This window comes from Serratia proteamaculans, from assembly GCF_946227095.1.
Classification (GTDB): domain Bacteria; phylum Pseudomonadota; class Gammaproteobacteria; order Enterobacterales; family Enterobacteriaceae; genus Serratia; species Serratia proteamaculans_E.
Genome location: NZ_CAMISV010000007.1, coordinates 121476 through 147714, shown reverse-complemented (window position 1 = coordinate 147714; position 26239 = coordinate 121476). Strand labels below are relative to the sequence as shown.

Annotated in this window: 20 protein-coding genes and 1 tRNA gene; 10 read left to right on the top strand and 11 right to left on the bottom strand. The window is 56.9% G+C overall.

Features of this window, described 5'->3' with window-relative positions; translation table 11 throughout:
• Positions 1-142: 142 nt before the first annotated feature.
• The 5 genes from dpiA to OC597_RS15615 all read left to right on the top strand — a co-directional run bounded on the left by dpiA (position 143) and on the right by OC597_RS15615 (position 6556).
• On the top strand, positions 143-829 hold the full coding sequence (dpiA, locus tag OC597_RS15635) for a two-component response regulator DpiA (RefSeq protein WP_262209432.1): 687 nt from the start codon (positions 143-145) through the stop codon (positions 827-829).
• Between the two features lie 113 nt (positions 830-942).
• On the top strand, positions 943-4032 hold the full coding sequence (locus OC597_RS15630) for a beta-galactosidase (protein WP_262209430.1): 3090 nt from the start codon (positions 943-945) through the stop codon (positions 4030-4032).
• 113 nt (positions 4033-4145) lie between these two features.
• Positions 4146-4221, top strand: a tRNA-Asn gene (locus tag OC597_RS15625).
• 298 nt (positions 4222-4519) lie between these two features.
• Entirely contained in the window at positions 4520-5497 is a 978-nt protein-coding gene (locus OC597_RS15620; RefSeq protein ID WP_262209428.1) for a DUF1852 domain-containing protein, read from the top strand.
• Positions 5498-5524: 27 nt separating this feature from the next.
• On the top strand, positions 5525-6556 hold the full coding sequence (locus tag OC597_RS15615; protein WP_261462726.1) for a methionine synthase: 1032 nt from the start codon (positions 5525-5527) through the stop codon (positions 6554-6556).
• Between the two features lie 68 nt (positions 6557-6624).
• Here OC597_RS15615 and OC597_RS15610 read toward each other — a convergent pair whose 3' ends face one another.
• Entirely contained in the window at positions 6625-7236 is a 612-nt protein-coding gene (locus OC597_RS15610) for an NAD(P)H oxidoreductase (protein WP_262209427.1), read from the bottom strand.
• 101 nt (positions 7237-7337) lie between these two features.
• Here OC597_RS15610 and OC597_RS15605 point away from each other — a divergent pair, with 101 nt between their 5' ends.
• Complete coding sequence (locus OC597_RS15605; protein WP_262209426.1) at positions 7338-8255, top strand: LysR family transcriptional regulator; 918 nt, start codon at positions 7338-7340, stop codon at positions 8253-8255.
• Positions 8256-8589: 334 nt separating this feature from the next.
• Positions 8590-10788 carry a catalase/peroxidase HPI gene (gene katG, locus OC597_RS15600; protein ID WP_262209425.1) on the top strand — a complete coding sequence of 733 codons (2199 nt, stop codon included), beginning with the start codon at positions 8590-8592 and terminating at the stop codon, positions 10786-10788.
• A 49-nt stretch (positions 10789-10837) separates the two neighbouring features.
• Here katG and OC597_RS15595 read toward each other — a convergent pair whose 3' ends face one another.
• Positions 10838-11725, bottom strand: coding sequence for a LysR family transcriptional regulator (locus OC597_RS15595; protein ID WP_262209422.1), 888 nt, complete (start codon positions 11723-11725; stop codon positions 10838-10840).
• 175 nt (positions 11726-11900) lie between these two features.
• Between OC597_RS15595 and OC597_RS15590 the strand changes: the two genes are divergently transcribed.
• Complete coding sequence (locus OC597_RS15590; RefSeq protein ID WP_262209420.1) at positions 11901-13430, top strand: MFS transporter; 1530 nt, start codon at positions 11901-11903, stop codon at positions 13428-13430.
• Positions 13431-13452: 22 nt separating this feature from the next.
• On the opposite strand, the gene OC597_RS15585 is transcribed toward OC597_RS15590, so the two are convergent.
• The 6 genes from OC597_RS15585 to OC597_RS15560 all read right to left on the bottom strand — a co-directional run bounded on the left by OC597_RS15585 (position 13453) and on the right by OC597_RS15560 (position 21277).
• Positions 13453-15078 (bottom strand): MFS transporter, encoded by a 1626-nt coding sequence (locus tag OC597_RS15585; RefSeq protein ID WP_262209418.1) that lies wholly within the window; start codon positions 15076-15078, stop codon positions 13453-13455.
• Positions 15079-15195: 117 nt separating this feature from the next.
• Positions 15196-16017 carry an alpha/beta fold hydrolase gene (locus OC597_RS15580; protein WP_261255937.1) on the bottom strand — a complete coding sequence of 274 codons (822 nt, stop codon included), beginning with the start codon at positions 16015-16017 and terminating at the stop codon, positions 15196-15198.
• 151 nt (positions 16018-16168) lie between these two features.
• A complete protein-coding gene (locus OC597_RS15575; protein WP_410071721.1) occupies positions 16169-17590 on the bottom strand; it encodes an MFS transporter in 1422 nt (473 codons plus the stop codon).
• 190 nt (positions 17591-17780) lie between these two features.
• Positions 17781-18971 (bottom strand): sugar transporter, encoded by a 1191-nt coding sequence (locus OC597_RS15570; protein ID WP_099063765.1) that lies wholly within the window; start codon positions 18969-18971, stop codon positions 17781-17783.
• A 161-nt stretch (positions 18972-19132) separates the two neighbouring features.
• Positions 19133-20074: a sugar phosphate isomerase/epimerase family protein gene (locus OC597_RS15565; RefSeq protein WP_261425974.1), complete on the bottom strand. Its 942-nt coding sequence runs from the start codon at positions 20072-20074 to the stop codon at positions 19133-19135.
• A gap of 24 nt (positions 20075-20098) precedes the next feature.
• A complete protein-coding gene (locus OC597_RS15560) occupies positions 20099-21277 on the bottom strand; it encodes a Gfo/Idh/MocA family protein (protein WP_261255930.1) in 1179 nt (392 codons plus the stop codon).
• Between the two features lie 320 nt (positions 21278-21597).
• On the opposite strand from OC597_RS15560, the gene OC597_RS15555 reads away from it, so the two are divergent.
• Together OC597_RS15555 and OC597_RS15550 are read left to right on the top strand one after the other, a co-directional pair.
• Positions 21598-22629, top strand: a complete 1032-nt coding sequence (locus OC597_RS15555) for a LacI family DNA-binding transcriptional regulator (protein ID WP_261255928.1) — start codon at positions 21598-21600, stop codon at positions 22627-22629.
• A 47-nt stretch (positions 22630-22676) separates the two neighbouring features.
• Entirely contained in the window at positions 22677-23363 is a 687-nt protein-coding gene (locus OC597_RS15550) for an aspartyl/asparaginyl beta-hydroxylase domain-containing protein (RefSeq protein ID WP_261255927.1), read from the top strand.
• Here the strand turns inward: OC597_RS15550 and OC597_RS15545 are convergent.
• Genes OC597_RS15545 through livM form a run of 3 tightly spaced genes read right to left on the bottom strand, consistent with a single transcriptional unit; the run spans position 23360 to position 26231 of the window.
• Positions 23360-24076: an ABC transporter ATP-binding protein gene (locus tag OC597_RS15545; RefSeq protein ID WP_261255925.1), complete on the bottom strand. Its 717-nt coding sequence runs from the start codon at positions 24074-24076 to the stop codon at positions 23360-23362. The two genes, OC597_RS15550 and OC597_RS15545, sit on opposite strands and share 4 nt — an antisense overlap.
• Positions 24073-24948, bottom strand: a complete 876-nt coding sequence (locus OC597_RS15540; protein WP_099063759.1) for an ABC transporter ATP-binding protein — start codon at positions 24946-24948, stop codon at positions 24073-24075. Before OC597_RS15540 ends, OC597_RS15545 begins: the two co-directional genes overlap by 4 nt.
• Positions 24945-26231, bottom strand: coding sequence for a high-affinity branched-chain amino acid ABC transporter permease LivM (gene livM / locus OC597_RS15535; protein WP_261255922.1), 1287 nt, complete (start codon positions 26229-26231; stop codon positions 24945-24947). Before livM ends, OC597_RS15540 begins: the two co-directional genes overlap by 4 nt.
• Between the last annotated feature and the right edge of the window lie 8 nt (positions 26232-26239).

Genomic DNA, 26239 nt, shown 5'->3' with positions numbered 1-26239 from the left:
AACACCTTCCGGTTAATAAGTTATTTAATGTTCTTTATTTACTTAATTATTTTTATGGTGTTTATTATTAAGATAATCTTTAATTTATGACGCAATAAAATTACATTTACGTAGCATATTCATTGCAACTGGAAGATGTCATATGGAATGGTTGAACATACTGATCGTCGAAGATGAAACGCCGCTGGCGGAAATGCATGCGGAGTTTATCCGGCAGAACGGCGGTTGCCGGCAAATCTGGCTGGCCGGCACCCTGGCGCAGGCACGCATGATGAGCGAGCGCTTCAAACCGGATCTGATCCTGCTGGACAACTTCCTGCCCGATGGCCAGGGCATTGAGCTGCTGCGTGAACTGACCCTGAGCGGCTATGCCGGCGGCATCGTGTTTATCACCGCCGCCAGCGACATGGACACCGTAGCCGAAGCGCTGCGTTATGGGGTCTTCGATTACCTGATCAAACCGCTGGCCTACGATCGTCTGGCCCACACGCTGCTGCGCTTTAGCCAGCGGCGGCAGGCGTTGAAAGACAAAGCGCGGCTTAGTCAACACCGCATTGATCAGATGTTCAACACCTACGCACGCGGCGAACAGCAGGCGAGCTTGCCGGCAGGCATCGATGAACTGACGCTGGTAAAAATCCGCGCCTTGTTCGAGCACGCTTCCACCAGTCACACCGCTGAAAGCGTTGCGCAAAAAATGGGACTAAGCCGCACCACCGCACGGCGTTATCTGGAGTTTTGCACCGCCGACCAGCAGCTGCGTGCAGAAATCATTTACGGCAAAGTGGGCCGTCCGCAGCGGATTTACCGCCCCAACCTGCCAGAATAAGCGGTTATTTGATCGCCCCTGCAAGCTTGAATGTAACCGCTTTACTTTTATCACTATCCTCAGCATCTTATTCGGCATGATGCCTCTATAATCCGCCGACAGGACGATCGCTGATGAGTAGCCTGCCCCTTCCTTCCCTGAAAGACCTTCTCGCCCGCCGGGACTGGCAAAATCCGGCCTGTACCCATTATCAACGGCTGGCTGCACATCCGCCTTTCTCGAGCTGGCGCAGCCTGAATGCTGCACGTGACGATGAGAGCAGCGGTAGTCGGCAACTTCTGAACGGCGACTGGCAGTTCAGCTATTTCGGCAGTCCACAGGCGGTGCCCGACAGTTGGTTGCAACAAGACCTGGCCGACGCCGATACCCTGGCGGTGCCGTCTAACTGGCAACTTGCCGGTTATGACGCGCCAATCTACACCAACGTCCGCTACCCGATCCCGGTCGATCCGCCACGGGTGCCAGAGGAAAACCCGACCGGCTGCTATTCGCGGCAGTTTACTGTCGATCCCGCCTGGCTGGCTGAAGGCCAGACGCGCATTATCTTTGACGGCGTCAACTCGGCGTTTTATCTGTGGTGCAACGGCCACAGGGTCGGTTATTCACAGGACAGCCGCCTGCCTGCCGAGTTTGATCTCAGCCCCTGGTTGCAGGCCGGTGAAAACCGGTTGGCGGTGATGGTGCTGCGCTGGTGCGATGGCAGCTATCTGGAAGATCAGGATATGTGGCGCATGAGCGGTATTTTCCGCGACGTCAGCCTGCTGCATAAACCCGCCACGCATCTGAGCGATATCCGCATCACCACCCCGCTGTATGACAATTTCCGCCGATGTGAACTGGTGGCAGAAGTGCACGTCAACCGACCCACACAGCATCGGGTTCAGTTGCAGCTATGGCGTGATGGTCAGTTAGTGGGGGAGAAAACCCAGGAGTTCGGCAGCGAGATTATCGACGAACGTGGTGCCTATGAGGATCGCACCACCCTGCGCCTGCCAGTAGAGCAACCGGCACTGTGGAGCGCGGAAACGCCCACGTTGTACCGCGCAACGCTGGCCCTGCTGTCGCCGGAAGGGGAAATTATTGAGGTGGAAGCCTATGACGTCGGCTTCCGTCAGGTGGAAATCAGCCATGGGCTGTTGAAGCTTAACGGCCAGCCACTGCTGATCCGCGGCACTAACCGTCACGAACATCATCCGCAGCACGGCCAGGTGATGGACGAAGCCACAATGCGCCATGACATCCTGCTGATGAAGCAGCACAACTTCAACGCGGTGCGCTGCTCACACTACCCGAACCACCCGCTTTGGTACCGATTGTGCGACCGCTACGGGCTGTATGTGGTGGATGAAGCCAATATTGAAACCCACGGTATGCAGCCGATGAACCGGCTGTCTGACGATCCACTTTGGCTACCGGCCATGAGCGAACGCGTGACGCGCATGGTGCAGCGCGATAGCAACCATCCCTGCATTATTATCTGGTCGCTGGGCAACGAGTCTGGTCATGGCTGCAACCATGACGCGCTGTATCGCTGGGTGAAAAGTCAGGATCCTACTCGCCCGGTGCAGTACGAAGGCGGCGGTGCCAACAGCGCCGCGACCGATATTATCTGCCCGATGTATGCTCGGGTGGATCAGGATCAACCGTTCCCTGCCGTGCCCAAGTGGTCAGTCAAAAAATGGATCGGCCTGCCGGATGAACATCGCCCGCTGATCCTGTGTGAATACGCCCACGCGATGGGCAACAGCTTCGGTGGCTTTGACCGCTACTGGCAGGCCTTCCGTCAGCACCCACGCCTGCAGGGTGGCTTCGTCTGGGACTGGGTTGATCAGGCACTGACCCGCCGTGATGAGAACGGCGACGAACACTGGGCTTACGGTGGTGACTTTGGCGACACGCCGAACGATCGGCAATTCTGTCTGAATGGGCTGGTATTCCCCGATCGCACTCCACATCCCGCGCTATTTGAAGCGCAGCGCGCACAGCAGTTTTTCCAGTTTACTTTCGATGCCAACTCGCTGACGCTGACCGTCAGCAGCGAGTATCTGTTCCGCGCTACCGACAACGAACGCCTGAACTGGCGGCTGGAACTGGATGGCATCGAGCGCGCCAGCGGCAGCTTCGATCTCACCCTGAAACCTCAGGGTAGCGCCAGCGTCCAACTGCTCGAGCGCTTGCCGATGCTCCATCAACCCGGCGAACTGTGGCTGAATGTGGAAGTGGTGCAACCGCAGGCCACCGACTGGTCCGAGGCCAACCATCGCTGCGCCTGGGATCAATGGCTGGTGCCCCGCACGCTGCATCTGGCGCCGTCGACATCGGCAGGCTCGCCCCCACAGCTCAGCCAAGATGACCAAACAATCGATATTTCCCATGGCAATCAACGCTGGCAGTTTACGCGCGACGACGGCTGTTTAACTCAGTGGTGGCACCTCGAACACCCTCAGTTGCTGACGCCACTGCGTGATAATTTTATCCGCGCACCGCTGGATAACGACATCGGCATCAGTGAAGTCGAACGCATCGATCCCAACGCCTGGGTCGAGCGCTGGAAGCTGGCGGGCATGTACCGGCTGGAAGCACGCTGCACGCAGTTACAGGCCGACTTGCTAAGCGATGGCGTGCGTGTGGTAAGTGAACACCTGTTCGGGGCCGATGGGCAAACGCTGTTACGCAGCCGTAAACAGTGGCTGTTCGACAACCAGGGCGCGGTCAGTATCAGCGTTGACGTGGAAATCGCCGCCAGCCTGCCGCCACCGGCACGCATTGGCCTGAGCTGCCAACTGGCAGAAACTCATCCACAAGCGCAATGGTTGGGCCTGGGCCCGCATGAGAACTACCCTGATCGTCGCCTTGCCGCGCAATTCGGACGTTGGCAATTGCCGCTGGAAGAGTTGCACACACCGTACATCTTCCCCGGCGAGAACGGCCTGCGCTGCGAGACCCGCAGCCTGCAGTACGGTGACTGGCATATCGACGGGCTGTTCCACTTCTCGCTCAGCCGCTACGGCCTGCGCCAGTTGATGGATTGCAGCCACCAGCACCTGCTGCAACCGGAAGCCGGTACCTGGCTCAACCTGGACGGTTTCCATATGGGAGTGGGTGGCGACGACTCCTGGAGCCCGAGTGTTAATCAGGACTACCTGCTCAACCGCAGCCATTACCACTATCAACTGCGTCTAAAACGCGCGGTACTAGGATAAATCTGCCAAAAGCTCAACGGGTTGCGCATTCTGTAAGCAAACAGTCACAGAATGCGTAATCCGCCTTTGACATGCTGCCAACACCCCGTTATGATTCCGGCCGTTCAAACGATTCCTCTGTAGTTCAGTCGGTAGAACGGCGGACTGTTAATCCGTATGTCACTGGTTCGAGTCCAGTCAGAGGAGCCAAATTAGAGAAGCCCGCTTAAGGAAACTTAAGCGGGCTTTTTGGTTTTCGGGAGCGCCTTCTCAAAGCTTATTGGCCCCTCACTATCGGCACCTCCCCCCAACCGTACCCCAGATCATGAATATGGCTCATGTTGTAATGAAATTAAGTCGCTTTCACTCATCCAATGGCTCTGGCATAAAAGATGCAATGTTAACTTATTGACAACATGAAGACTGACGAATGAGAAACCCAGTAGTTTCTGGAGAATCAAAAAGTTAGATTCAGTTTTCATACCAGAACTCAGGGTGCAAGAACGCGATGAATAAAAATTTTACATTTACGGTTAAGAGCAGTAGTTTCGATGAAAACTATAACCCCTCAGAAAATACGCGTATTACTACCAACTTTGCCAATTTGGCCAGAGGAAAGAACCGCCAGGAGAACTTGCGCAATACTCTGGTGATGATTGACAATCGTTTCAATACATTGGCGCATTGGGATAACCCCAAAGGCGATCGTTATGCTGTCGAACTTGAAATCATTTCTGTCGAGATGAATATTGAGGGCAATAGCGATAGCTTCCCAGTGATTGAAATATTGAAAACCAACATTATTGACAAGAAAACCAACAAACGCACTGAGGGCATTGTAGGAAATAACTTCTCTTCTTACGTGCGAGATTATGACTTTAGCGTATTGCTGTTAGAGCACAATAAGAACAAAGCCGAACTTAGTATTCCTGATAATTTTGGCGCTTTGCATGGGAATATATTTAAACACTTCGTTAACTCAAACGAATACAAAAATAACTTTAACAAACCGCCGGTGATCTGTCTGAGCATTTCAAGCAAAGACACCTATTGTCAGACAGGAAATCAGCATCCTGTATTGGGTATCGAATACCAGCAAGATAATTCCACGTTGACTGAGCAATATTTCGAAAAAATGGGCCTGCAGGTACGCTATTTTATGCCGAAAAATAGTGTTGCTCCTTTGGCTTTCTATTTTTCTGGTGATTTACTCAGTGATTACACTGATCTTGAGCTTATCAGTACCATCAGCACGATGGAGACTTTCCAAAAGATTTATCGCCCTGAGATTTACAATGCAAACTCTGCAGCCGGACAATACTATCAGCCGGCCCTGAATCACCAGGATCATTCATTAACAAAAATTGTTTATGACCGTGAAGAGCGTAGCCAGCTGGCTATTGAGCAGGGGAAATTTACTGAAGAAAACTTTATCAAACCCCATAAGACTATTTTTGAGCAATGGTCTGCTCACTGCGCGCTTTGATTAACCAAAAATAAAAGGTCATCCATTATGAAAATATTATTACCTACTTCGACTGCCGGCAGCTTACCCAAGCCTTCCTGGCTGGCACAACCTGAGACACTTTGGTCTCCCTGGAAACTGCAGGGTGAGGAACTGATTGAGGGGAAACAGGATGCTCTGCGTTTGTCCCTGGAAGATCAACTCCGAGCAGGCATTGATATTGTCAGTGATGGCGAGCAAACGCGCCAACACTTTGTCACTACCTTTATTGAGCACCTCAGCGGCGTTGATTTTGAAAAACGGCAGACGGTTAGAATTCGTAATCGCTATGATGCCAGTGTACCAACGGTCGTCGGTGCAGTGACTCGTCAAAAACCCGTCTTTGTTGAAGATGCCCGATTTTTACGTCAGCTAACCAAGCAACCTATCAAATGGGCCCTGCCAGGCCCGATGACCATGATAGATACGCTTTATGATAGCCACTATAAAAGCCGTGAAAAACTGGCCTGGGAATTCGCAAAAATTCTCAATCAGGAAGCCCGGGAATTAGAGGCGGCGGGTGTCGATATTATCCAGTTTGATGAACCCGCGTTTAATGTCTTTTTTGATGAAGTAAATGATTGGGGCATCGCCGCCTTAGAACGAGCCATTGAAGGGCTTAAATGTGAAACGGCGGTGCATATCTGCTACGGGTATGGCATCAAAGCCAATACCGATTGGAAAAAGACTTTGGGGTCAGAATGGCGTCAATATGAAGAGGCTTTTCCCAAACTGCAGACCTCTAATATCGATATCATCTCACTGGAATGCCATAACTCGCATGTTCCAATGGACTTGCTTGAACTGATCCGCGGTAAAAAAGTGATGGTAGGCGCCATTGACGTGGCAGCCAATACCATCGAAACACCAGAAGAAGTCGCCAGTACTTTACGCAAGGCACTGCAGTTTGTTGATGCCGACAAGCTCTATCCTTCGACCAACTGCGGCATGGCTCCCTTGGCTCGTCAGGTAGCCACAGGCAAGTTAAATGCTTTAAGCGCAGGCGCGGAAATCATCCGTAAAGAACTAGCCGCTAAATAAACGCTCCAGATTAGAAAAGCAGGCTTCCCCGGAAGTCTGCTTTTTGTATTTTAGCCAGGCGTTACTGTTCAGGCTTCACTGGTTTCTCTCAGAGAACTTACAACCTCGCGCGCCTCGGCGAACAGTTTATGGTAGTGGGCTTCGCCGTCGGTAATCCCCTCCTCTACTCCGATGGTGTTATAGAGAAAATCGATCTTCGCATCCTCCACGCCCAGATATGCCATGCCGCCATTAATGTAATCGGTCATGTTCTTTTCCCAACCGTACTTAATGAATCCTGACTGAGAACCACCCACCAAAGCCAACCAGCGAATTTTTTTATCCTTCAGTCTATTTTCGTCGCCATAGGCCAGCCCATAGTTCCAGACACGCTCCAGGTAACCTTTAAGCATCGCCGGGAAGGAGTACCACCAAACCGGGAACACCAGAACCAATGTGTCCTTATCCTCCAGCTCATTGAAAAGTCGATGTACTTCCTCCGAATAGATTTTTTGCGGATTATCCCAGTCCGGCTCATCCTCCACCTTGAGTATCGGGTCAAAATCGCTGCGGTAGAGATCAAGGCTGGAAACGTTGTAGCCATGACGCACCGCCTCGCTCTGCATTTCGTTCACCACCTGCGCGGTTAAAGAATCGGACCGAGGGTGAGCCCAAATAAAGTAAATATTATTTAATTTCATGAAATTACCTTAACATTCCGTGGAGGAACTATTACTTTACGGTCGCAAGATAGTTCTGTAAAACGTAGTATTTGAGATGGGTTATTGAGGAAAATTCACTAATGCAGCCAAACTTTTCAGACTTTGCTTCGTTTATTGCCGTCGCACGCTACAAAAGTTTTCGGGCGGCGGGTGATAAATTGGGACTATCCCCCTCCGCCATGAGTCATTCGGTCAAGCAGTTGGAGCAGAGATTAAAAGTCCGATTATTTAATCGCACCACTCGCAGCGTGGCACTTACCGAGGCGGGGCTAACCCTTTTTGCACGACTACGTCCGGTCTTTGATGAGTTCAATACCATACTTGACGAGATGAATTGCTTTCGCGATGCCCCGATGGGCACCCTGAAAATCAATACTTCACGCCTGGCCTCGCGTCTCTTTCTGCTGCCGACCATCACCGGATTTAGCCGCAAATACCCGGACATAAAAGTGGCGATTACCACCGATGACAAACTGGTGGATATTGTCCAACAGGAGTTCGATGCGGGGATCCGCCTGAATAATAAAGTAGAAAAAGACATGATTACCGTCCCCATTGGGCCGAAAATCAAACTGGTGGTCGCCGCCACACCGGATTATCTCAAGCATCATCCCGCACCTACGCATCCGTGCGAGCTGGTTAATCACCAAAGCGTCGTGTTTCGTTTCCCGAGCGGCCGCCCGTATCTCTGGGAATTTGAAAACTCGTCGGAAAAACTTGAAGTGGCTCCGATCGGCAATATCATGCTGGACGATATGGATTCCGCGCTCGAGGCTGTTCTGGGCGGAGCTGGACTGGGGTATCTGTATTACGAACAGGTGAAAGAACATCTGACAAGCGGCAAGCTGATCCAGGTCCTGGACGACTGGCTCCCCGAGCGCCCCTGCCTGCAGCTCTACTACCCTAATCGCCAATATATGTCTGGTCCATTACGCGCCTTTATTGACTACATAAAAGAGACGCAGAGATCGGCTAAAAAGAGTCATCAGGAGAATTGAGTCTGATCACGGCAGTGAATTTGCTGACAAAGGCGAACCAGTCAGCAATCCCCTATCAATTGGTAACAACTCAATAGTCACAGACTATTACAACATTCAACCATTCCTATTTTATCTATCGGCTTCCACTGACTAAGCTTAGTCATGAGTGTCAGTGCGAGCCCCATCCGCGGTTGGCGAAAAACTCATGTCTTATTATTTAAAATCAGTTGATTAGATAAACCATTAGCGCAACACCCGACGTGGGCACTTACCCGCGATGTCAAGTTAACAGCTCCTCAGGTACAGACAGACAGGGCCTGAAGAGCGAACCTACAGAAGCAGAGAGCGCATCATGACAACTGAAAGCAAATGTCCATTTTCGGGCGGCGGTAAGCCGAACACTCCGCGCCGCGGCCCTTCCAATCAGGACTGGTGGCCCAACCAACTTAGCCTGAAACCGCTGCACCAGCATTCCTCCCTTTCCGACCCGATGGACTCCGATTTCGATTACGCCAAAGCCTTTAACAGCCTCGATCTGGCCGCCGTTAAACAGGATCTGCACGCCCTGATGACCGACTCACAGGAGTGGTGGCCGGCAGACTTTGGCCACTATGGCGGCCTGTTTATCCGTATGGCCTGGCACAGCGCCGGTACCTACCGCATTGGCGATGGCCGCGGCGGTGCAGGTGAAGGCCAGCAACGTTTTGCGCCGCTCAACAGTTGGCCCGACAACGTCAGCCTCGATAAGGCCCGTCGCCTGCTGTGGCCAATCAAACAGAAATACGGCCGCAAAATTTCCTGGGCTGACCTGATTATCCTGACCGGTAACGTCGCGCTCGAATCCATGGGCTTTAAAACCTTCGGCTATGCCGGTGGCCGTGCCGATACCTGGGAGCCGGATGACGTCTATTGGGGATCGGAAAAAATCTGGCTTGAGCTGAGCGGTGGCCAGAACAGCCGCTATTCGGGCGATCGCGACCTGGAAGATCCGCTGGCGGCGGTTCAAATGGGCCTGATCTACGTTAACCCGGAAGGCCCGGACAGCAACCCGGATCCGGTCGCTGCGGCACGTGACATCCGCGAGACCTTCGCCCGGATGGCGATGAACGATGAAGAAACCGTGGCGCTGATCGCCGGTGGCCACACCTTCGGCAAGACCCACGGCGCAGGCCCGGCCTCGCATGTCGGTGACGATCCGGAAACCGCTGGCCTCGAATTGCAAGGCCTCGGCTGGCAGAGTAGCTTCGGCACCGGTAAAGGTAAGGACGCCATCACCAGCGGCCTGGAAGTGACCTGGACCACCACCCCGACCCAATGGAACCACGACTTCTTCAAGCACCTGTTCGAATACGAGTGGGAACTGACGCAGAGCCCGGCGGGTGCACACCAGTGGGTAGCCAAAGACGTTGGCGAGACCATTCCCGATGCGTTCGATCCGGCGAAGAAACAGCGCCCGACCATGTTAACCACCGACCTGTCGCTGCGCTTTGACCCGGCATACGAGCAGATCTCTCGTCGCTTCTATGAACATCCTGACCAGCTCGCCGATGCTTTCGCCCGCGCCTGGTACAAGCTGACCCACCGCGATATGGGGCCACGCGCCCGCTATCTCGGCCCGGAAGTGCCGGCTGAAGAGCTGATTTGGCAGGATCCGATCCCGGCAGTCGATCATCAGTTGATTAACGATCAGGATATCGCCGATCTCAAAACCCGGATCCTGGCCTCCGGCCTGCCGCTCTCGGTGCTGGTGTCCACCGCCTGGGCTTCAGCCTCCACCTTCCGCGGCTCCGACAAACGCGGCGGTGCCAACGGTGCGCGCATTCGTCTGGCACCCCAGAAAGACTGGGCAATCAACCAACCGGCTCAACTGGCGCCAACGCTGGCCAAGCTGGAAGGGATACAGCAGGCGTTCAACAGTGCCCAGTCAGGCAACAAACGTGTCTCGCTGGCGGATGTGATCGTGCTGGCCGGTGCCGCAGCCGTCGAACAGGCCGCAATCAACGCCGGGCATCCGGTGAGCGTGCCCTTCGCACCGGGCCGTATGGATGCCACGCAGGAACAAACCGACGTCGACTCCTTCGAAGCGATGGAGCCGGTTGCCGATGGTTTCCGTAACTACCTGAAGCGCCAGTTCAGCATTCCTGCCGAAGCCTTGCTGGTCGACAAAGCGCAGCTGCTGACGCTGACGGCGCCGGAAATGACGGTGCTGGTCGGTGGGCTGCGGGTGTTAAACGCCAACGTCGGCCAGAGCCAGCATGGCGTGCTGACCCAGCGGCCGCAGGCACTGAGCAATGACTTCTTCGTCAATCTGCTTGATGGGGCGACGACCTGGAAAGCGGCAGACGAGGACGGTGTATTCGAAGGCCGCGACAGCCAAACCGGCGCGCTCAAGTGGACGGCGACCCGTGCCGATCTGATCTTCGGCTCACATTCCCAACTGCGTGCGCTGGCGGAAGTGTATGGCAGCTCAGACGCCCAGGCGAGTTTTGTCCACGACTTTGTCGCCGCCTGGAATAAGGTGATGAACCTCGATCGGTTCGACCTGGCCTAAGCCAGAACAGCAGTAACGCCGCCCGCTTAAGGCAACTTAGGCGGGCTTTTTATTGCCCACTGACCGGGAATAACCGCTCGCCAAGAAAGTCGATAAAAACGCGCAGTTTGGGCGCCAGGTATTTGCTGGAGGGCCAGATAATGCGAAAAGCGCCCTGGTGCTCGACAAACGCCTCCAGCACCTTTTGCAGTTCGCCGCGCTGCAACGCCGTCTTCACCATAAAATCCGGCAGGCAAGCAATGCCTAACCCGGCCTGCACCACAGGCAACAGCGCCTCGGTGGTATTGCAGATCATGGTCGCCGGCAGTTCAGGTAAGGCTTCCCCCAGCAGCGGCCAGCTTTCAAAGCGCCCGGTAGAGGGGAATTTATGCTGCAAGCAGGCATGGTTGAGCAAATCCACCGGTTTCTCTGGCACACCACGTCGCGATAAATAATCCGGCGACGCCACCAGCACCAGTTGAAAGCCGCCCAGCCGGCGTGATACCAGCCGCGAATCGGCCGGCTCACCGGTACGCACCACCGCATCAAACCCCTCTTCGACGATGTCGACCATGCGATCGGAAAAGTCCACGTCCAGTTCGATATCCGGATACTGATGCATAAAGTCCGTCAGTACCGGCATTAGCAACCCACTGACCAGCGGCAGGCTAATACGCAGCTTGCCACGCGGTGCGGCGCGGCTGTCGGCCAGTTCAAGTTCAGCGGCGGCGATCTCCGCCAAAATGCGACGGCAGCGCTCAAGAAACAGCGAACCTTCTGCCGTCAGCGTCACACTGCGGGTGCTGCGGTGAAATAAACGCACCGCCAGCCGCTGTTCCATACGCGCCACGCTCTTACCCACCGCGGAAGACGAAACGCCCAACTGCCGCGCAGCATCGGAGAAACTGCGTGTTTCCGCAACCTGCACAAACGCCAGAATGCCATTAAGACTGTCCATCACGCGTGATCTCTTATTCCGGACATTTTGTCCGATATCTATGGAAATTTAGCCTATTTTTCTCCACTGCGGGAAGCATTACCTTGATGGCAACGCAGTCAGCAGGCCATTACCCGGCGCTTAGCGCTGCGCAGCACCCGCTTGCGGGCTTTTTCACCAGAGACAGATGAGCACCATGACGCAAATAACCTCCACCACAGACCGCATTGAAATCCGGGCATGGCTGCAATTACTGGCCGCCTGCCTGACCGGTATCCTGATCCCACTGAGCTTTACCGGCCCGGCGGTGGTCTTGCCCTCTATCAGCCATTCGCTGGGCGGCAGCGCCGTACAACTGAGTTGGGTGGTCAACGGTTACATCCTTACCTATGGCAGCGCCATGATGGCCGCCGGCAGCCTGACCGATATTTATGGCCGCAAACGGGTCTGGTTGTTCGGGCTGGGCGCGTTCGCCATTCTGACCATGATGATCCCCTTCGCCCCGTCGGTGGTGGGCATAGATATTTTGCGGCTGGCGCAGGGGCTGGCCGGTGCGGCAGCTTTTGCCGGTGCGATGGCATCGCTGGCGCAGAGTTTCCACGGGCCGGTTCGCACCCGCGTTTTTAGCCTGCTGGGCACCACATTCGGTATTGGCCTGGCTTTTGGGCCGCTGGCCTCGGGCTGGCTGGTGGTGACCGCAGGCTGGCCATGGGTATTCTTCGCCACCGCGTTGATTGGCCTGGCGGGCTTGGCACTGGTGGCGCTCAGCGCAACGGAATCCCGCGATCCCCATGCGGCGGGGTTGGACTGGCCCGGTGCCATCAGTTTTACCGCTGCGCTGGCGTTGTTCACCTACGCCATTCTGCTGGCGCCGGAAAACGGTTGGGGCAGCCTGTCGGTGGCCGGTTCATTGCTGCTGTCGCTGGCGGTCTTTATCGCCTTCGTGCTGATTGAGCGTCGGGTAGCACGCCCAATGCTCGATCTGACGCTGTTCCGCAGCACCCGCTTTATTGGGGTTCAGGTGCTGGCTGCCTCTCCGGCATTCTTTTTTGTGGTATTGATCGTCATGCTGCCGGGGCGCTTTATCGGTATTGATGGGCAGAGCGCGCTCGAAGCCGGTAAAACCATGATTGCTCTGGCGGCCCCGTTGCTGTTGGTGCCCTTTCTTGCGGCACTGCTGGCACACCGTTTTACCTCTGGCGTGCTCTCCGGTATCGGGCTGCTGTTGGTCGCCGTCGGGCTGGCCTGGCTGGGTCATGCACTGACGGCAAATAGCGGCCACGGCTTGATAGCGCCGATGCTGTTGATCGGCACCGGTATCGGCCTGCCCTGGGGATTGATGGACGCCATGGCGGTCAGCGTGGTGGAAAAAGAACGGGCGGGCATGGCCACCGGGATATTCAACGCGGTGCGTGTCTCGGCCGACGGTATCGCCATTGCGATTGCCGGCGCGGTACTGGCCATGCTGATCCAGGGCGGTCTGTTTGCTGCACTCTCCGGCAGTGGCGGCACGCAACATGTGCTTGAAGCGGCCAATCGCGCGGCACTGGGTGACCTGAACAGTGCCGCCGCCCTGCTGCCCGGGCAACGCCAACTGACGCTGCAAATTTATGATCAGGCGTTCTGCAACTTGCTGTATATCCTGGCGGTAGCCTCTGCCGCCTGTGCGTTACTGATATTTGCGCTATTGGGACGTTTGCATGCTCACGATAGCGCGGCGGAGTAAACCGGCCCCCGCCGCAGCTGTTTTACTCTTTCACCGCTTGCCGCTCCAGGTGCCGCAGGTCAAGCGACAGGAAGTGGTGTACCACCGGCTTCTCCGGGCCGATATGGAACTGCAGCGCCTCCTGCTGCAGGTCGGCATCGGCATGCGAAACCCGCTGGTGCTGGCGTAGGTGTTCGGCCCAGGACTCCACCATAAACCACTCCATCACGCACTGCGGATCGGCGGTATGCTCGGTCAGCCCCCAGGCGTAGGCACCGTCACGCCGGCGTACCCGCGAAAGCCGTTGCAGCGTGCGCAGAAACTGCGGACGATCTTCTGGTCGCACCCGGTACTCCACCTGGATCATCACCGGCCCGCGATCGTTTTCAACCGGGGTATTGAGCAAGGGCTCCGGCCAGTGGTTGGACGGCTGCAGATCGGCTTCGCCCTCCGGCAGGCGAATACGGTGAAACACCAGCGAAATCACCAATAAACCCACACCGCCCGCCAATAGCGTGGCGGCCACACCAATCTCCTGGGCAATCAACCCCCACAGCAGGCTACCGGCAGCCATCGCGCCATTAAACACCATCAGATAAATCGCCAGCCCGCGTCCGCGCACCCAGTTTGGCAACACGCCCTGTGCTGCGCCGTTCAGGGAGGTCAGCGCGATAATCCAACCGCCGCCCAGTGCCAGCAGCAGCAAGACCGCCAGCCACTGCGGCGGTGCCAACGACAGTAGCGCCATCACCACGGCGGTGATCACCGCGGCCAACAGCACCAGACCATCGGCGTTCAACCGCTGACGCAGCCGGGGTAATAACACCGCGCCGCCTATCGCGCCAGCCCCCACGGCACCGAGCAGGATGCCGTAGAAACCGGCGGTGCCACCCAGCATCTGCCGAGCTACCAACGGCAGCAGCGCCCAGACCGAGCTGGAGAACACAAAGAACACCGCCGCCCGCAGCAGCACCACGTGCAGCTCACGGCTGGCGCGGGCATAGCGAATACCGGCACGGAAAGCGCCGAAGAAATGCTCGGAAAGTCCGTTGTCTTCCACCTTCGGTCTGCGCCACCACAGCAGGGCGGCAACTACGAACACATAACTCAGTACATCGGCACCGTAGGCCGCACCGGCACCAAAGCTCGCCAGCAGCAGCCCCCCGGCCGCCGGGCCGATGGCACGGGCGATATTGATCCCCAACGAGTTCAGCGCCACCGCATTTCTGAGATCGGCGCGCGGTACCAGCTCCGGCACAATGGATTGCCAGGTCGGCCTCATCAGCGCCCCGCCGATGCCACCGATAAAGGTCAGCGCCAGTAAGTACTCGACGGTCAGCGCGCCGCTTTGCGACAGCAGTAATAAAGTGCCGCTGACGCTGGCCAGCAGGATCTGGACAAAAATAAGGAAGCGGCGGCGATCGAGAATGTCTGACAACACCCCTGCAGGGATCGCCAACAGGAACACCGGCAGCGTGGCGGCGGTCTGCATCAGTGCCACCGCCGACGGGTTAGAGGACAAATCCGTCACCAGCCAGGAACTGGCGACGTCACGCATAAAGCTGCCGACGTTGCCCAGCACCGTGGCCCCCCACAACACCGCGAATACCGGGATTTTCAGCGGCGCGAAACCGCCGGGTGCTGCCTTATTCTCAGCCGGTTCGGCCATCTTTTTGTTCCTTCAGATCGTACAACGCCACCAGCATCAGCCAGCGGACAGATAAAAGCGGCAGTGCTCATGGTCGGCTCCGGTTCACAGGCAAAGCCCACCGCTCGGGGATAGGGGTCAAGACTGGATAAACGCCAGCAGATCGGCATTAAACTGTTCAGGGTCTGCTTGCGCCAGCCCGTGCGAAGCGCCCGGATAGACTTTCAATTCAACCTGCCTGATAAGCTTAGCGGCTTTCAACGCGGATGCGGCGATTGGCACAATCTGGTCGTCGTCGCCATGCACTAGCAGCGTCGGCTTGTCGATGGCCAGCAGATCCGCGGTGTAATCGACCTCGGAAAACTCACGCACGCAGTCATACAACCCCTTCACTCCACCCTGCATGCCCATCAGCCAGAAACTGTCCGTCAGCCCAGCATTGGCCTTCACGCCGTGCCGGTTATAACCGTAAAAAGGCACCGCCAAATCCTTAAAGAACTGGGAGCGATTTTCTGCCGTTCCGCTGCGGATGCCGTCGAATGCCGACATCGGCAACCCCTCAGGATTCGCCGGGCTTTGCAGCATCAACGGCGGCACCGCTCCCACCAGCACCACCTTTGCCACCCGTGCGCTGCCGTGGCGGCCAATATAGTGCGCCACTTCGCCGCCCCCGGTGGAGTGCCCCACCAGGATCAGATCCCGCAGATCCAGCGCTTCAATCAACTCAGCCAAATCGTCCGCATAGCGATCCATGGTATTGCCGTCCCAGGTTTGGTCGGAACGACCATGGCTGCGGCGATCGTGCGCAATAACGCGGTAACCGCTTTGGCCAAAGAACAGCATTTGATTATCCCAGGCATCCGCGGATAGCGGCCAACCGTGAGAAAACAGAATTGGCTGCCCACGCCCCCAATCTTTATAGAAAATGCGCGTGCCATCTTTGGTGGTCAGGATGCTCATAGGTTATCTCCCGGAGGTAATAGGGGTAAGTCTTCCGGGTTAACAGTAAGGCAGGAGGCGAAACGGTGATAACGGAATTATTTTCGGATGATCGCGAGTTTTTTTGCTGAAGATCCCGGCCTGGCTTCAGGGCACACGCCGGGTGGTTGCGTCAGATATTTTCCAGGTCAATACCGCGGGTTTTGGGGCCAAACACCCCGATCACCACCATCACAATCAGCATGCTGGCAACGATAAATGCAATCACCCCCACCGAGCCGCCGTATTGCAGGATCATGCCGATAATCAGGCTGCTGAATACCGTCGACAGTCGGCTGAACGAATAGCAGAATCCGACCGCACGGGCACGGATGTAAGTCGGGAACACCTCTGACTGGTAGGAATGGTAGCTGTAGGTCAGCCAGGCATTGGACCAGGTGATAAAGAACCCGCACAGAATCAGCCACAGGGGATTATTCTGCATGGCAAACAGTGAGCCGAAAATCACCGTGACCAGGCAGGAAAGGACGATCTGCCATTTGTTTTCCATCTTGTCGGCATAGCGACTACACAGCAGCGACCCCAACGGATAAGCCAGGGTAATAAAGAAGGCGTACAGCAGGCTGTGGGTGACTGAAGCGCCCTTTCCAGCCAGCAAGGCCGGCAGCCAGTTGCCAAAACCAAAGAAACCGATCGCCTGGAAGAAATTCATCACCACCAGCATCAGGGTGCGGCCACGGTAGCGCGGCGACCAGATATCTTTAAAGCTTCCCTGGGCCGGCGTTTCGCTCTGCAGCCCGGCGTCGCGCAGCGGGAACTCCGTGCTATGAGTGACACCGCAACGGCGTTCCATTGCCAGCATCACTTGCCGGACCTCCGGATAACGTCGCTGTTGTGCCAGCCAACGTGGGGATTCCGGCAAGCCTTTACGCACCAGCCAAATCACCAGCGAAGCCACGGCACCGGCGATCACCACATAACGCCAGCCACTCAGGCCCAAAATGGTCTGCGGTACCAGCCACCACGACATCAGCGCCACCGTTGGCACGGAAAGAAACTGAATGAAAAAGGAAAAGGCGAAAGCCCGGGTACGGAGATGCGCAGGCACCCACTCGGTCAGATAGGTATCTATGGTTACCAACTCAATCCCCAGCCCAACGCCGACCAAAAAGCGCAGGAAGATCACCCATTCCGCCTGATGCTGGAAAGCCAGGCACAGCGAAAACACGCCATACCAGGCCAGAGCAAACATAAAGGTGGTGCGTCGGCCAAAGCGGTCGGCATAAGGGCTGAGCAGGCTGGCGCCGATAAACAGGCCAAGGAAAGTTGCGGAGGCAAACGCCGCCTGGTCAGAGACGCCGAACACGCCTTGCGCCCCGGTATGGAATATCCCCTCGGCGATTAAACCGGTGCTGATATAACCGGTCTGAAACAGGTCATAAAGCTCAAAAAAACCGCCCAACGCCAGCAAAGCGATAAACCGCCACAAACCGGCAGAGGTGGGCAACGCGTCAATTCTTGCCGACAAATCCCGTTCATGGATCGGTGACTGGGCCACCGCCTCGCTTCCAGCAACTAAAGAGTCACCCACCATTAACCTCGCCATAACATAATCAATAACTTTCTATGCTATAGGCTCGGTGTCGGAGTTAAATATTTAATTAGCAGGCTACGAAAATTAATTAAGCATAAAAAACTGCAGCAATCTGTTTTGCTGAGAGAAAATTTAGCCTGTGGCCCGGTGCCTGATAGCAAGCCGCGGCTTGCTATCAGGACGAAGGGAGTTAGCGGCTGTGGTGGTGTTGCAGGCGTTCGCTGCGGTAAAAATTCAGCAGGCACCAGCCAAGGGCGATCAATGCCAGCGGGGCGCCGACAAAGCCGATGTTACCCATGCCCAGATACTGGCTGACCTGATTGCCCAGTAGTGCGCCGGCACCTATACCAAAGTTGTACAGCCCGGAATAGATCGACATCGCCACGTCGGTCGCGTCCGGCGCCAGGTTCAATACCTTAGCCTGCATCGACAAGCCAATCGCCATGATCGCCATGCCCCATACCGCAAACAGCACCGTCAGGTGATTTTCATCGCCGGAGGCCGGTAACAACAGCAGCAGACTCAGCATCAATAAGGCGATAGCTCCGATGAAAAAACCCGACGGGAAACGTTCGCTGAAGCGACTGAACAACAGGCTGCCGATGATACCAGCGGCACCAAACAGCAACAGCATCAGGGTGGTGAAGTTTTCCGACAGCCCGGCCACGGTCTGAATAAAGGGTTCGATATAGCTGTAGGCGGTGAAATTCGCCGTCACCACAATAATGGTCAGCATATACAGGCTGACCAGCGCCGGGCGCTTGAACAGCATAGGCACGCTGGCCAGCGAGCCGGAATGTTCGCTTTTCAGCACCGGCAGCAAGCGCCACAACAGCACCAGCGCCAGGGTGGCGCAGACGGCGATGCCGATAAAGGTCATGCGCCAGCCGAGGATTTGGCCCACGATACGGCCCAGCGGCAGGCCAAGCACCATCGCCAACGCGGTTCCCCCCGCCAGCAGGCTCAACGCCTGCGCCTTCTTGCCTGCCGGGGCGACCCGGATCGCCAGCGAGGCGGTGATCGACCAGAATACCGCATGGGCCAGCGCCACACCGGCACGCGAGATAACCAGCGTGGTGAAGTTCCACGCCACGGCGGTCAGCACATGGCTGGCGATAAACAGGATAAATACCCCGATCAGCAGTTTTCGCCGCTCAATCCGGCTGGTCAGCAGCATACACACCAGCGAACTGGCGGCGACGATCCAGGCATAAATGGTGATGATCAACCCCACCTGCTCGGTCTGCATCGAGAAGCTTTGGGCAATATCGCTCAGCAACCCCACCGGAATAAACTCGGTGGTATTGAAGATAAAGGCCGATACGGCAAGAATGACCACGCGCAACCAAGCGGTTGAGCGAGAGACCTGGGTTTGTTCCATGTTAAACGGGATCCGGGCAGGTGCGGGAAGTAGCGATATTTTAACCAATCGGTGTGGTAAATGCGATATGCGTCACACTTTTATTAGGCTGTTTTTTTCGACAGTCTTTTGCCATTCAACGGCCTGTATCCTGACAGGCCGTTGGCGCAAGCGGATGCCGTTTACTGACTGATACAGCGCTGTAATGCCTCCACCGAAGTATTGATACCGGCATCGACTGACATAGTCAGATCCTCCATTTCCAGCGATACCCAGTCGTTATAGCCCATCATGCGTACCACCGAGAAAAACTCCTTCCACCACTGTAAATCCTGGCCGCAGCCGACCGCCACATAATTCCAGGCACGCTCCGCCACCTGCTCCACCGGTCGGGTTTCCAGCAGTCCGTTAACCGCCACTATTCCCCTTTCCAACCGCACATCCTTGCCATGCACGTGATGGATAGCGTCCCCGAGGCGACGCGCTACTGCTATCGGATCTGCCCCCATCCAAATCAGGTGGCTGGGATCAAGGTTCAGCCCGACCATCGGCCCGACCGCGTCACGCAGCCTGAACAGCGTGTCCGGGTTCCACACCAGCATGGAGCTGAAGTTTTCCAGCGCGAACTTCTCGATGCCGAACGCCTGCGCCTTATCCACCAGCCGCTGCCAGTACGGGATAGCCACTTCGTTCCACTGGTAGTCCAGGCAGTTTTTCAGCGTCGGCGGCCAACTGACGGTATAGGTGATCCAATTAGGAATGCTGTCGCCGGGGGCCGCAGGGGGTAATCCGCTCATCATGACGATTTTTTTCACCCCCAGACTGGCAGCCAGCGCCAGCGTATTGTCGGTATCGTGACGGTGCTTTTCACCCAACACTCCCGGCTCCAGCGGGTTACCGGAAACGTTCAGCGCGGCAATCTTCATGCCACGGCTCTCCAGTGCCGCCAGCAACCGTCGGCGCTTGCCAGCGTCCTGCAACAGCGCAACGGTGTCCAGATGCGGTGCCGAAGACCAGCCGCCGGTGGTCATCTCCACGCCAAACACCCCCATTTCACCCAACCGATCAAGCATGGCTTCAAACGGCAAATGGCCCAAACTGTCGGTACAGAAGGAAAGCTTCATGTCATATCTCCGCAAACAAAAAGGTTATTCAAAGGCCACCCAGCGCGCACCCTGATCGGCTGAACGCACGCAGTTTTCAATCCAGCGCACCCCGTCGATCCCGGCGTCGATGTCCGGATACACCAACTGCGCCAACGCCTGCCGATCGCCCCGGTTTGTGGCATCAATAGCCAGGGCGAATTTCAGGTAGATGTTGGCCCAGGACTCGGTCAGCCCCTCGGTATGCAGCGCCCCCAGCCGTTCCCAGGCGTTGCAGGTTTCGTCCAGATAGGGCATGCCGCGATACAGCGTCTGGTTCGGTTGCCCCTGTACCTCGTAACGCAGCTCGCTGGGGTTGATATCGCTCCATTCCAGGCTGGCTTTCGAGCCGACGATACGGATGCGCTGGCTGCTCATGGCGCCGGCATTGACCGACGAGGCCCACATCCGCCCTACCGCGCCGTTGGCATAGCGCATCATCACCAACGCGTTGTCTTCCAGCGGGGCACGCGAGGGAATAAAGCTCTGCCGATCGCACAGCAGTTCGCTGATCTGCATCTGTGGCATCACCAGTTGCGACAGGTAATAGGTGTGGGTGGATATATCCCCCAGCACAAAGCTGGGGCCGGAAATCTTGGGGTCAATGCGCCATTTCTGCGCTTCGCTAAGGCGATCTACTTCGTCGGTGGCATTAAAACCGTGGGTATATTGCAGATCCACCATGCGCACTTCACCGATCTGCCCGTTGGCGATCATCGCGCGCATCTGCAACAGCAACGGATGGCCGGAGAAACCGTAGGTCACGCCGACAATGCGGTTTTTTTCCGCCGCCAGCGCCTTGATTTCATAAGCTTCCTGGCTGGAAAAAAACAGCGGTTTCTCGCAAATCACGTGCAGCCCGGCCAGCAGCGCCGCGCGGGTAATTTCGTAATGGGTGCCGTTTGGCGTGGCGATGGACACCACTTCAATGCCGTCCTCTCGCTGAGCCTCTTGAGCAAACAGCGTGTGGTAATCCGCATAGCAACGCTCGGCATCGACCCCCAGATTGACGCCGAACTCGCGGCCACGCTCCGGGACAATATCAAACGCCCCGGCCACCAGCGCAAAAGCAGTGTTATCCCGCAATGCGCCGCAGCGGTGCTTATAACCCACCTGCCCCAGGCGCCCGCCGCCGACCATCGCCCAACGCAGAGGACGTGCCGTTTTTCTTTCACCATTCAACATAGTTGCTCCCGAAGCCTAAGATTACGCTACTTTCGCCGCATTGCACCCGGGTGCAAATTTTAAATGCACCCGGGTGCAAAATTGGGTGGCAACTTGACCGCGAAACAAATGCCACTTGCGATGGACTATTGGAGATGGTCAAAAACAAGTCAAATACGCAATGATAAATCTGCCGCTCAGGATCACAATTTGCCGATAAAAGGATCGGTGGAGTTGCCCTGTTTGTTCCGTGGATCCCACCGCAGGTGGCAGCAACTCCCGCATCCGACAAGGCTGTGCTAATCTGTTGAACCCATACCGTTTTTTCATCACGAGCAAAGATGATGGCGAAGAAACCCGGCGCTCCCCCCGCGCCCCCTGCACGCAAGGCGACGGCCAGTGATGTAGCTGCCCGCGCCGGCGTGTCTAAATGGACGGTATCGCGTGCTTTTACCGATGGCGCTTCGATCTCGCCCCATGCATTGCTGCGCGTTCAGGCCGCAGCGCGTGAATTGGGTTACCGCCCCAATCTGCTGGCGCGCAGCCTGTCGAAAAAGAGCACCCGCATCATCGGACTGGTGGCGGACGAACTGAAGAATCCGCATATTTTTACGCTGCTGGATGAGGTCACCCGACAGTTGCAAAGCCGGGGTTATATGGCCCTGCTGCTGAATATCACCTCGGAAAACGACTATGAATCGGTGCTGACGCTGGCCGATCAGATGCAGGTGGATGGCCTGCTGTTTCTCGGTACCCTGCTTAACGATCGGCTGATTACGCTGGCGCAGGATATTCATCATATTCCGCTGGTGGTGCTGTATCGCTATAGCGACAGCCCCTATATCCAGGTGTTAGCCACCAACGGCTATCAGGCCGGGCGTGAAATTGGCGAACTGTTGCTGACACAGGACTATCAGCGCATGGGCTATCTGGCGGGCCCGGTGAGTGAATCCACCCGGTTACGCCGTCTCGACGGCTTCCGTGCCGCACTGGCGGAAAAACAACGCGATGTCAGCGTGCTGCTGCAGGCCCCGCACTATCAACGCCTTTGCGGCATGGAGGCTTTCTCGGCCTACCTGGCCGCCACCCCGGCGGAACAGCGGGTTGAAGCGATTTTTTGTGAAAACGATATTCTGGCGGTAGGCGTTATCGACGCCATTCGCGCCACGCCGGGCTGTGCGCCGATTGCGGTGGTGGGATTTGATGACATTGAACTGGCCGCCTCCCCCAGTTACCAGTTGACCACCTATCGCCAGCCGATGCAGTCGCTGATTGCCGATGGTATTCATTGCCTGACGCAGGCTTTTGAACCGGGCGGCCAAAGCTTGTATAACGGAGAATTAATCGTCCGACAGTCGCATATTAAACAATAATGATATCAACAGACGGCGAGAACTCGGGTCACGCTTATTGAGGTCATATGTCAGCTCTCTATGATTGGTCGGTATTGGCATTACGCCGTATTTACGATCGCCGCATCAGCGGTGAACCGGTGCTCGACAGCGCCCGCCTGTTCCCCGACGCGCAGCGTTTTACTGCCCAGTGGCCGCAGATCCGTGACGAGGCACTGACCGTGGCGCAAGATCTGCGCAATATTCCGCGATTTCATGAGATCATGAGCGAACAGGCGTCTATCTCCGCCAATGATGCGCGTGACTGGCGCATGTTTATTATGCAGGCTTATGGTCAGCCAATACCCCGCAATCTCGCCCGCTGCCCGCAATTGGCCAGCCTGATCGCGTCTTCCCCGGATGTGCTTTCAGCCTCATTGTCCTTCCTGGCGCCCGGCAAGCAGGTGCCGGCGCACCGTGGCCCGTTCCGGGGCATTCTGCGCGGTTACCTGGTGCTGTCGATGCCCAAACGCGCCGACGGTCTGCCCGCCGCCGTGTTGAAAGTCGACGGGCAAGAATACCGGCTCAATGAAGGGGAATTTATGCTGTGGGACGATACCTTCGAACATGAGGTGTGGAACGACAGCGACCAGGTGCGCACCGTGTTGCTGCTGGATATCCGCCGCCGCGATTTACCCACCGGGCTGCGGATGTTATCCAACGGCATCGTTGCGCTGGTACGGCTGAACGTGCGCTGGATCCAGCGCCAGTTCTAGGCGCCGCCCAGATAGGCTTTCCTCACCTCCTGATCGTTCAACAGCTCCGCACCGCTGCCGGTCAGGCGGATTTGGCCGTTGACCATCACATAGCCGCGATCGGACAGTTTGAGCGCGTGGTTGGCATTCTGCTCCACCAGAAACAACGTCATGCCGCCACGGGTCAGCTCCCGTAAAATGCTGAAGATCTGTTTGACGATGATCGGCGCCAGCCCCAGGCTCGGCTCGTCCAGCAACAGCAGCTTGGGCCGGCTCATTAGCGCCCGGGCAATCGCCAGCATCTGCTGTTCACCACCGGACATGGTCATCGCCCGCTGGTTACGCCGTTCCTTCAGGCGTGGGAACAGCTCAAACATGCGCAATAAATCCTCATCCACGTAGCGATTACCGATGGTAATGGTGCCCATCAGCAGGTTTTCCTCCACGCTCATGTCCGGGAAAATGCGCCGCCCTTCTGGTGCCTGGGCGATGCCGCTGCTGGCAACGTAATGAGTGGAACGCTGGCTGATGTCCTCGCCGCGAAACAAGATCTGCCCACCGCTGACGCGCGGCTGGCCGAAGATCGACATCAGCAGCGTCGACTTGCCCGCCCCGTTGGCACCAATCAACGCCACCGTCTCCCCTTCATTTACCTGTAGCGAAACCTGCTGCAACGCCTGGATCGGGCCGTAAAACACGTCTACGTTGCGAAACTCCAACATCACATTGCTCATCCCGCCAGCTCCTCTTCATCCGCGCCAAGGTAAGCGGCGATCACCGTATCGTTATGCTGAATTTCTTTCGGTGTGCCTTCGGCGATCACATCGCCGTGATCGAGCACAATCACCCGATCGGAGATCTCCATCACCATGCCCATATCGTGTTCTATCAGCAGCACCGTGATGCCGTGATGTTGACGCAGAAAACGGATAATGCGGCTCAGCGTCGCCGTTTCCACCGGGTTCAGCCCGGCGGCGGGTTCGTCGAGGCAGATCATTTCCGGCGTGGTGCACATCGCCCGGGCGATCTCCAGCCGTCGCTGCTGGCCGTAGGACATCTCCCCCGCCAACCGGTTGGCGCAATCCACCAGTTCCACCACTTCCAGCCAGTAAAAGGCGCGATCCAGTGCCTGGCTTTCCGCCCGGCGGTAGGCCGGGGTATTGAGCACGCCGGCGATCAGGTTGCGGTTGCTCAGCATGTGCTGCGCCACCAGCAGGTTCTCCACCACCGACATTTCGCGGAACAAGCGGATGTTCTGGAAGGTGCGCGCCAGCCCGGCGCGGTTGACCAGGTGGGTGCCGCCAAACATTTTGTAGTAAACACGCGAGCCCAGCCGTTTCGGGTTAACCCAGTCAGCGGCGTGGAATTTCTGCCCCAGCACCTGGATCACGTCGGTCGGCCGCTTGTGGGTGTTGAGCAGGATCGCGCCGCCGGTGGCACGATAAAAACCGGTCAGGCAGTTGAATACCGTGGTTTTCCCGGCACCGTTGGGGCCGATCAGTGCAGTTATGGAGCCGCGCTCCACCGCCAGATTGACGTCGTTCAGTGCCTTGATGCCGCCAAAATGCATCATCAGATGCTCAACCTGCAGGATAGCGTCGCTCATGGCTCCACCCCCTTGCGTGGAGCAAAACTGGAACGACTGATGCGCACCAGCCCACGTGGCCGCCAGATCATCATCGCCACCATCAACACGCCGAACAGCAGCACACGGTACTCGGCGAAACTGCGCAACAGCTCCGGGGCCACCGTGAGTACAAACGCCGCCAGCACCACGCCGATGGTCGAGCCCATGCCGCCCAGTACCACTATCGCCAGGATCAGCGCCGACTCAAAGAAGGTGAACGAGGTGGGGTTAACAAAACCCTGATAGGTGGCGAAAAACACCCCGGCCAGCCCGGCGGTGGACGCGCCCATCATAAAGGCCGACAGCTTCACCAGAACGTGGTTCAGCCCGAGTGAGCGACAGGCGATTTCATCCTCGCGCAATGCCTCCCAGGCGCGGCCGATTGGCATACGCGTCAGCCGGTGCTTGATGTACAGCACCAACAGAACCACCAGAAACAGCACAGCATAGATAAAGATAAACTTCAGGTTGGGGTTGTAGGCAATACCGAGAAACTCGTGGATCGGCACCCCACCGTCCTTGGCTCGTCGGCCAAACTCCAGGCCAAAAATCGTCGGCGCAGGCACCGAGACCCCGTTGGGGCCACCGGTCAGCGACATCCAGTTGTTCAGCACCAGGCGGATAATTTCGCCGAACCCCAGCGTGACGATCGCCAGATAGTCGCCGTGCATGCGTAACACCGGGAACCCCAGCAGCGCACCGGCCAGCGCCGCCATCAGCGCCCCCAGCGGCAACATCGCCCAGAACCCCAGCCCGAGATACTGGTAACCCAGCGCCAGGCCATAAGCGCCAATGGCGTAGAACGCCACATAACCGAGATCCAGCAGCCCGGCCAGCCCGACGACAATATTTAGCCCCAGCCCAAGCAACACGTAAATCAGCCCCAGTATCGCCACCGTCAGCAGATATTTGGTGGCAACAAACGGAAACAGCAGCGCGATCACCGCCATTAACGGGATGATCCAACGCAGACTGGTTTTGGCCCCTATCGGCCGGACATACACTCCGTCATTGCCGCCGTCAAAGCGCGTCAACAACTTGTGCCCTGGCGCAGTTTGCAGGAACAGGCTCAGCAACAGCCGCCCGGCCATCACCGCGGCGATAATCCACGCCAGGCGGCGCGGTTCAAAGTTAAAACTGTATCCGTTGAGAACAATACCGACGATCGGCCCGAACACGATCAGGGCGATCAGCCCGGCCAGCACCGCATCCAGCAGGCTGCGTTTAACGTTCAGCCCTGGGTGAGCTACAGATTGCGACATAGTTTTCC